Below are 6,945 nucleotides of genomic sequence, written 5' to 3' on the forward strand. Positions count from 1 at the left end.
GAAAATGAAAAATTACTTTCTAAAATTCACTTTGCTGTCACTTTTTACAATTGGAATAATTGCCTGTAAAAATGACGATGACGAAAATACTTTTAGTCTTGCTGATTCTTACTCCGTTGACCGTTTCAAAGTTTTGAATATTCCGACTAATATTTCAGGAACTTTCACTTGGAAAATTAATGATTCTTTGATTTCAGAAAATTCAACTTTGGACTTCATCAGTCCTTACGCCAAAACTTATCCTTTGACTTTGAAGGTTGAAAGTAATGGAACAACGACAACTTACACTTCAAAAATCATTGTCAATAAGGAATCGGTTTCTTACAGTAAATATATTTCCAATGTTTTTGACTTCCGTCCTGCGGTTGGGCAATTTATGAATGAGATTCCGGAATATATCGCAGGAAATACTTCGGAGCAGATGATTCAGAAAGCGAAACAATCTTTAGTTGGCTCTAATTCTACAATGATTTCTTTGGGTGGATTTGGTGGTTATGTCACATTTGGGTTTGACCACACCATTCCAAATATGAATGGAAAAGACTTTAAAATTTTGGGAAATGCATTTTGGGGAGATTTGTCTCAGGAAGAACGTGCTGGTTCTTGCGAACCGGGAATCATTCTCGTTGCTTATGACAAAAACAAAAATGGAAAACCCGATGAAGAAGAATGGTATGAGATTGCCGGAAGCGAATATTTTAAAAACACCACGGTAAAGAATTACACCATTAATTATTTCAAACCCAATGAAAATAAACCGCCAGTTGCAGGGACAGAATATTGGGAAAACGATGTAGAATATATCAAATGGAAAGATAATCTTGGGAATTCAGGGTTTAAAACTAAAAATGTTTTCCACGTTCAAAGCTATTATCCATTATGGATTTCAGATGTTTCTTACAGTTTTACAGGAACTAGACTTGCCAACAATTACTATGACCAAAGTGGAAGCGGAACTTATTGGGTTGGAAAATCCTATGAATTTGGATACGCAGACAACGCACCGAATAATGACGAAGCTTCCAACATTGATATCTCTTGGGCAGTGGACAAAAACGGTAATTATGTCAAACTTCCCGGAATCGATTTCGTGAAAGTTTATACGGGAATCAATCAGGAAGCAGGTTGGCTTGGCGAGGTTTCTACCGAAGTTGCCGGTGCTTACGATTTACATTTAAAATAAAATTCAACAATAAAATTATTTAAATCAATTAAAAATGAAAAAGTTTTATCTTTTGACATTGCTGTTGTTCTTTGCATTTTTTACCAATGCACAGGTCACAGTTCAGGGAGTTCCGAGAAATGATATCAAAACAAATTCCATTAAAAAAACTGAATCCAAAAAGGCAGATTTCACAATGGATGATATCGTCTATTGGGTTGGAACGGGTTCTAATAAAGCCGCTTTTGTTGTTCAATGGAATGATGCTAAAAACCCGGATGCTTTAGTTTGGGGTTTCAAATGGGACGGAAATGCAACGGGCGAAGATATGCTGAAAGCGATTGCAAAAACCGATAAACGTTTCTTTTCATTACTTTATCAAGGAACACAATTCGGAAGTGCAATCGGAGGTTTAGGTTTTGACCTTGATGGAAAAGGAACAGTCGGACTTTACAATAATGGAAATACGACTTATCCGCTTTATCCCGTAGATGGAATTATCAATACAACTGCTTATGATTTTGATAATTATACAGCGATTGATTCTAACGACCATTGGTTTTCAGGTTGGTACAACGGTTATTGGTCTTATTGGGTAAAGGACGCCACTGATACAGATTTTGGATATTCTGGTTTAGGAGCAAGTAGCAGACAATTGAAAGATGGTTCTTGGGATGTTTGGAATGCTAATCCTAATATGGAAAGTTATGATATTTCTTCAACATTGACACCAGTTTCCGTTTACTCAGCGCAGGCGGATTTTACCAAAGGTTATTTTATGGTGAACGAAGAATGGTTTGGTCATACAAATGGTTCTGTGAATTTTGTAGGAGACAACGATCAAATTTATTACAGAGTTTACAGCGAAAAAAATAATAATCAAGCTTTCGGAGCTACAACTCAGTTTGGAACAATCTACGGAGATAAGTTCTATTTCATTTCAAAACAAGCTGCTGACGGTGGAGATACGCAATACATACCGGGCGGAAGGTTGGTTGTTGCCAATGCTACAACGATGGAAAAAATCAAAAGTTTTGACAATATTGGTGGAGGAGACGGACGTTCTTTTCTTGGTGTGAATGAACATCTTGGTTACATCGGAGCTTCCAACGGGATTTTTACTTTTGATATTGATAATCTTCAAGTTGGAAGTCTAATTGAAGGAACAAGCGGAGGTAGTTTATATGCAGGACAAATCGGAAATATGATTAGAACTTCGCAATATGTTTTCGCTGTTAAGCAATCTACAGGAATTCTAATTATCGACCCCAAAACTAATACTTTGGTTCAGACGATTTCTGGAGCTTTCCATTCAGTTGTTCAGGCGAAGGATGGAAGTGTTTGGGCGATTCAAAATCAGAAATTGATTAACATTAATCCAACAACTTTTGCAACGACTGAATATCCACTTTCTACGGCAACGCAATATCTAGGTTCTTGGGGCGCTTGGAACGCAGGAAGTTTCACTTACAGTAATCAACAAAATGCTTTGTATTGGATGAACTCTGTGAATGCTTTCACGTCAGGAACCAAGGTTATCAAATTTGATGTAACAACTAAAACTTTGGTTGATAGTTTCATTACGATTCCTGGGCAGGAAGGAACTTACAAACAGATTCCTTACGGTGCAGCGTTGAGAGTTGATCCTGTTTCCGACGAATTGATTCTTAATACAACAGAAAGTGGTTATGGTGCACATTATCAGAAAAATTGGATTCATACTTACAGCAATATTGGCGCTTTGTTGGATACAAAAACCTTGAACGATTATTATTGGTTTCCAGCGGTAACAGTTTTCCCGGATGTTGATTTTCCCGTTGTGAGTTCTACTTTTCCTTCGGAAATTACTACGAGTAGCATTACAAAAATTGACCTGAAAACGATTGTGACAGATGCGGACAACCTTTCGGTTTCTATTTTGAAATCAATCAAATCTAATAGCAATGCCAATGCAATTAATGCAGAAATCAATTCTGATGAAGAGTTGGTGCTAACGCCGCAAGATGCTGGAACGGCAAACATCGTGGTTAGTTTTAATTCCAACGGAAAAATGGTTGACAAAACCTTGACTGTAGTATCTTCTTCATTAGCTGTGAATGATAATGTTAAGAAAATCAACCTAAGTATCTATCCAAATCCAACAACCGATGTCTTGAATATCAAAACTCAAGATAAGATTGTTGAGGTTTCTGTGTACGATGTTACAGGAAAAGCGATTAATACTAAGTTGATTGATGGAAAAATCAATGTGAATCAACTTCCAAAAGGAAATTATATCTTAAGAATTACAACTGATAAAGCAATTTATCAAGAGAAATTTATTAAGAAATAATATTAATTAATTTTATGTAAGAAAGCCTTCAAATTAAGTTTTTGAAGGCTTTTTTTATTTGAATAATTCCAAAATATCATCAACAGTCACTTTGCCGAAATAATCTGTAATATTGATTTTAGAAAGAATTTGATTTAAATTTTCAATATCGTGTTTTTCATCGATAAGTAAATCTTCCAATTCCTCAATCGGTTTTGAAGCAAAGAAGTCACCGAACATTTTAGCTTTTTTGATGATTCCTTTTTCAACGTCCAAATGAATTTCGATAAATCCTGCTGGGATTTTAATGGCTTTTTTGAAATTATAATTCGGAGAGAAACCAAAATTCCAATCCCAAGTTTCGTATTTTTCTTTAACTAATTTCTCAATTCCTTGAATATCTTCATCTGTGAAATTGTAGATTTTTCCGTTCTCAGAACCTTTTAGGATTTCATCAATCAGTTTTTGTTTTAGAACTTCTATTGTTGTTCCTTCAGGAAGATAATTAATTAGATTGGTAACTCTGGAAAGATTAGATTTTGTTGCTTTATCAAGAAATTTCAAAGGATTGACTTTCAAAGCATCACTCAAAACACTCATCTCAGAATCGAACAAAATCGTTCCGTGCTGAATCATTTTTCCACTTCTTGCCAATTTCGCATTCCCACTGAATTTCTTTCCGTCCACCAAAAGGTCATTTCTGCCTTCCAGTTTTGCAGGAACATTCCAGTCTTTCAAAAGCTGAAGAACCGGACTTGTAAACTGTCCAAAATCCATAAAATCATAATCTCCCAAAAGTGTATGAAAAGAGAAATTAAGATTTCCCAAATCGTGATAAACCGTTCCTCCGCCGGACATTCTTCTTACAACTTTGATATTATTATCGTTTACATAATCCAAATTGATTTCGGCTAAAGTATTCTGAAATTTTCCCACAATAATCGAAGGTGCATTGATGTAAAGAAGGAAAATATCTTCGGTTGGAAATTTAGTCAAAAGGAATTCTTCGGAAGCAATATTGAAAAAAGCATTGTGAGAAGGGGAATCTATGATGAGCATATTGTTCTATTTTCTAACAAAATTACTGAGTTTTTGCTGATGATAAAATTGATTTTGCTCAGTCTTTCTTTAAGTGTGATTTTTTATAAAATATCTTTATATAGTTTTATTATCTCTTTTAATTTTTTACTACTCACATTTAGTTCACTTATTTCAATTTCAAAGTCTTTATCAGCTTTGGTTATCAATGATAAAAATTCTGCAGAAGTATTTCCTGTTCTTACTTTATCAATTTGAATATCATCAATTTGATTCCAACTAAAAAATCGATTTTTAAATGTAATTCCTTTATTATTAATGGTTAACTGAGTCTTATTATTTGTTATTCGACTGAGGTAATATATAGAGTTTGAAACTCCTATTATTAGCAGAATAATAGATAATCCGATACTTTTTTTTTCAAAATACAAATATCCAGCTAATACAAAAGTTAACAAGACAAATATAGATTCGAAGCCTAATAAACTTTTTGAGTATTTGAAATTATATTCTTTTAATTTATTATTCATTATCAAAAAAATCTACTTCACCAACAACCTATCACAAACAGTTTTACTAAAATTCTCCTCCTGACTGTTATAAAAAACCTTCATAGATTGGTCAAAATCTTCCTTTTGCAAAACCTTAATTTCTGTTCCAAGACTAAGATTTCTTTTATTGAGAAAGTTTAGGAAGTCTTCAGAAGAAGTTGTTACAGAAAATAATTCTACTGTTTCGTTCTCCTTACATTTGCTTAGTTTTTTTAAGTCAGGCTGAATAACATTTCCGTCTTTGTCGGGAATTGGTTCACCGTGAGGATCCATTTTTGGATAATTGAGAATTTCATCCATTTTATCGAAAAATTCATCAGAATGGATGTGTTCCAATTGTTCCGCAATCTGGTGGACATTTTCCCAACCGAAGCCCATTTTTTCTACCAAAAACATTTCTGTCAATCGGTGTTTTCTTACGATGAGCGAGGCTTCTTTTTTTCCAGATTCTGTCAGTTTGATGGGTTTATAAGATTCATATTTTACCCAGTTTTTCTCTGCAAACTTCTTTATCATGCTGTTTACAGAAGGCATTTTGATATTAAGCTGTCGGCTGAGATCGTTTACATAAACTTCATCATTCTCATTCACAAGATGATAAAGTGCTTTCAGGTAATTTTCTTCGGTTAGAGAATTCATAAGTCAAAGTTAACTAAAAGTTAGAGAAGATTATGTTTTATTCTAACAATTTAATTTTGGTTTAATTTTATCTTAATTGATAATTCAATAACTTTGATTTATCAAAAAAGAAGTAGAAATAATGAAGAAATATTCTTTCAAAAACGATTATTCAGAAGGTTGTCATCCCAATATTTTAGAAGTATTAATCAAAACAAATCTCAGTCAGCAAAACGGTTACGGTTACGACGACTATTCTGACCAAGCCAGAGAATTAATCCAACAAAAAATGAATCATCACGAAGCAGATATTCATTTTGTAAGTGGTGGAACTCAAGCGAATCTTTTAGTGATTTCTTCAATTCTTCGTCCGCACGAGAGCGTAGTTTCTGCAGAAACCGGACATATTTTTACTAATGAAACCGGTGCGATAGAAGCAACTGGGCACAAAGTTCACGGATTAGTTACAGAAGATGGAAAATTTAAAACGGAACATATCCAATCGGTTTTAGATACGCATACGAATAAGCCTCATCAAGTCAAAAAAAAACTCGTTTATATTTCTAATTCGACAGAAGTTGGAACAATTTATACTAAAATAGAGTTACAAGAATTATCTGATTTTTGTAAAGCCAATGATTTGTATCTTTTTATGGATGGTGCAAGATTAGGGCACGCATTAACATCTGAAATCAATGATTTGACATTGGAAGATATCGCAAGATTAACCGATGTTTTCTATCTCGGAGGAACAAAAAACGGTGCTTTGTTAGGAGAAGCAATCATTATTACCAATGATAAATTGAAAGAAGAATTCGGGTTTCATATCAAACAAAAAGGAGCAATGCTGGCGAAAGGCAGATTATTGGGAATTCAGTTTTTGGAATTGATGAAAGATGATTTGTATTTCGATTTGGCAAAACATTCTAATGTTCAAGCAATGAAAATCAAGTCTGCTTTTCAGAAAAAAGGTTTCGGGTTTTTGTCAGATACATTTACTAATCAGATTTTCCCAATTTTAAATAATTCTCAAATCGAAAAATTGTCAGAAAGCTTTGATTTCTATGTTTGGAAAAAGATAGATGAAGAAAGTTCTGCCATTCGATTGATTACTTCTTGGGCAACTCCTGATGAGGTTGTGGAAGAGTTTATTAATGAAATTGAAAGTCTGTAATTCAATTAATAATTAAATTAAGACATAAAAAAAACTCCCAAAATTGGACTGCCCCCAAAAAGTTATACACTTTTTAGGGGCATTTTTTATG

General features: G+C 33.7%; 6 protein-coding genes. 3 read left to right on the top strand and 3 right to left on the bottom strand.

Annotated features, from left to right (window positions below; translation table 11 throughout):
* Window positions 1–4: 4 nt before the first annotated feature.
* Both RTY06_RS15000 and RTY06_RS15005 read left to right on the top strand, forming a co-directional pair.
* Window positions 5–1,183, top strand: a complete 1,179-nt coding sequence (locus RTY06_RS15000) for a cell surface protein (RefSeq protein WP_409450859.1) — start codon at window positions 5–7, stop codon at window positions 1,181–1,183.
* A gap of 34 nt (window positions 1,184–1,217) precedes the next feature.
* On the top strand, window positions 1,218–3,494 hold the full coding sequence (locus tag RTY06_RS15005; protein WP_312825785.1) for a DUF5074 domain-containing protein: 2,277 nt from the start codon (window positions 1,218–1,220) through the stop codon (window positions 3,492–3,494).
* A gap of 54 nt (window positions 3,495–3,548) precedes the next feature.
* On the opposite strand, the gene RTY06_RS15010 is transcribed toward RTY06_RS15005, so the two are convergent.
* From RTY06_RS15010 to RTY06_RS15020, 3 genes are all read right to left on the bottom strand, one after another.
* Window positions 3,549–4,532: a lipoate--protein ligase gene (locus RTY06_RS15010; RefSeq protein WP_312825786.1), complete on the bottom strand. Its 984-nt coding sequence runs from the start codon at window positions 4,530–4,532 to the stop codon at window positions 3,549–3,551.
* A gap of 83 nt (window positions 4,533–4,615) precedes the next feature.
* Window positions 4,616–5,041 (bottom strand): hypothetical protein, encoded by a 426-nt coding sequence (locus RTY06_RS15015; protein WP_312825787.1) that lies wholly within the window; start codon window positions 5,039–5,041, stop codon window positions 4,616–4,618.
* A gap of 12 nt (window positions 5,042–5,053) precedes the next feature.
* On the bottom strand, window positions 5,054–5,701 hold the full coding sequence (locus RTY06_RS15020; protein WP_312825788.1) for a metal-dependent transcriptional regulator: 648 nt from the start codon (window positions 5,699–5,701) through the stop codon (window positions 5,054–5,056).
* 121 nt (window positions 5,702–5,822) lie between these two features.
* Between RTY06_RS15020 and RTY06_RS15025 the strand changes: the two genes are divergently transcribed.
* On the top strand, window positions 5,823–6,854 hold the full coding sequence (locus RTY06_RS15025; RefSeq protein ID WP_312825789.1) for an aminotransferase class V-fold PLP-dependent enzyme: 1,032 nt from the start codon (window positions 5,823–5,825) through the stop codon (window positions 6,852–6,854).
* Window positions 6,855–6,945 lie beyond the last annotated feature (91 nt).

The organism is Epilithonimonas sp. (assembly GCF_032055105.1).
GTDB lineage: Bacteria > Bacteroidota > Bacteroidia > Flavobacteriales > Weeksellaceae > Epilithonimonas.

Excerpts from the sequence above, each read along its gene's own strand:
- RTY06_RS15000 (WP_409450859.1), top strand. The coding sequence starts at position 5 with ATGAAAAATTACTTTCTAAAATTCACTTTGCTGTCACTTTTTACAATT.
- RTY06_RS15005 (WP_312825785.1), top strand. The coding sequence starts at position 1,218 with ATGAAAAAGTTTTATCTTTTGACATTGCTGTTGTTCTTTGCATTTTTT.
- RTY06_RS15010 (WP_312825786.1), bottom strand. The coding sequence starts at position 4,532 with ATGCTCATCATAGATTCCCCTTCTCACAATGCTTTTTTCAATATTGCT.
- RTY06_RS15015 (WP_312825787.1), bottom strand. The coding sequence starts at position 5,041 with ATGAATAATAAATTAAAAGAATATAATTTCAAATACTCAAAAAGTTTA.
- RTY06_RS15020 (WP_312825788.1), bottom strand. The coding sequence starts at position 5,701 with ATGAATTCTCTAACCGAAGAAAATTACCTGAAAGCACTTTATCATCTT.
- RTY06_RS15025 (WP_312825789.1), top strand. The coding sequence starts at position 5,823 with ATGAAGAAATATTCTTTCAAAAACGATTATTCAGAAGGTTGTCATCCC.